We start from the raw sequence: 1,438 nt of genomic DNA, 5'->3' as shown, positions 1-1,438 counted from the left end.
TGGGGTGGGTCAGCTAAAATCCCTTGCTCTTGGTAACCAGCTCCGATTAATTTGAAAAACCGAATTTGGTTGGTATAGCGACTAAACACGAGATAATAAGGTACCCGTAATCGTTGCTCATAGACTTGCCACTTTGAAGGAATAGTTTGATGGGTAGGTTCACTGCTACTATTACTCGTTTTATTACTATCGTGTCGTTGAATATTATCACTATTTCCATCAACTCTAGATGCTTGAGGTTCTTGCTCTAGGTTATCCCCCAAATCATCTTTGGCAGTTGTCGGTGACAGCAATTCCACAATTACAAAGGGATTAACTCCTTCTTGCCAAATTACATAGCTAGATCTAATATCAGTACCCTCGTATAAACGGGGAACTCCTACCACTAAAAACCAATCCGGGCGTTTATACCATTGAGGATGGCGCACATCATAGTAAAGATTTAAATCTGTACCAATAAATACTTCCTCAGAAGGGTAATACTGACAACGAAAGGTACGACTTAATAATTCTGGTTGTAAATCGTGAAATTCGTCTGGCAAACCAGGTTCCTCCGGATTCTCACTCGGCAGATCATACATGGTAGGTAGCGTTTCTTTAGGAGAAGCAGGAGCTTCACTGTGGGGAATGAAGTTTGTAGTCATTTTTTTAGGGAGTAGGGAATAGGGAGTAGGGAGTAGGGAGTAGCGATGCAGCGCGGTCTTGGGGGTTTCCCCCATGAGCGACTGCATCAAGACGGGAGTAGGGAGTAGGGAGTAGGGAACAGGGAACAGGGAACAGGGAATCGGGAATCGGGAATCGGGAATCGGGAATAGTAGGAAAGATATCAGAGTTTTTTTTATTATCAAAAATTATTGAACATAAATTTATTAGAATTTATTTGTGGTAATTTCCAGTTATAGTATGATTTTTTTAATGTTAATCGCTAATAGTATAACGTTTATTATCCTGATCAGGTACATTCAATTTTCTTACTCCTGCTCCCTGCTCCCTGTTCCCTGTTCCCTGTTCCCTGTTCCCTGTTCCCTGTTCCCTGTTCCCTAAAATCCAGAAATTGTATACCTCACCCAATTGATAACTGCTATAAAACCTCAATCCAAATTATTTTGTTTTCTAACCCAAGCCCTAAACGCCCGTAACGTTGCTGTTTCGCCATCGACTAAACTTTGGTTAATAAACCTAGGAATAGCATTCAAAGGCATCCAAGGGAAGGTTGGGCTTTGATTTACTTGATTAAAAATTAAAATCGGTTGTTGTAACACAAAAACTTCTAATTTTTGTCCATTATAACGCCATAATTCAGGGACACCAAGCGCTGCATAAATGGGGCGCTTATCTAAAGAACCACTGGTGATATCGACTTCTAAGACTAAATCAGGGGGTGGGTCATGATCTAAATTAATGCTTTGCTTATGTCTTACCAATGGCTCATTTTGGA

3 protein-coding genes are annotated in these 1,438 nt (G+C 40.6%); 1 reads left to right on the top strand and 2 read right to left on the bottom strand.

Annotated elements, in window-relative coordinates:
• The coding region (locus F6K49_RS48835; protein ID WP_293109937.1) for a Uma2 family endonuclease at positions 1 to 644 on the bottom strand (644 nt) is incomplete at its 3' end.
• 259 nt (positions 645 to 903) lie between these two features.
• Here F6K49_RS48835 and F6K49_RS48830 point away from each other — a divergent pair.
• Positions 904 to 1,044, top strand: coding sequence for a hypothetical protein (locus tag F6K49_RS48830; RefSeq protein ID WP_293109935.1), 141 nt, complete (start codon positions 904 to 906; stop codon positions 1,042 to 1,044).
• 47 nt (positions 1,045 to 1,091) lie between these two features.
• On the opposite strand, the gene F6K49_RS48825 is transcribed toward F6K49_RS48830, so the two are convergent.
• Positions 1,092 to 1,438: Uma2 family endonuclease (locus tag F6K49_RS48825; RefSeq protein WP_293109932.1), on the bottom strand; the 347-nt coding region annotated here is incomplete at its 5' end.

This window comes from Moorena sp. SIO3I6, from assembly GCF_010672095.1.
The sequence above is the reverse complement of the archived record's forward strand: the minus strand, read 5'-3'. Positions and strand labels throughout refer to the sequence as shown.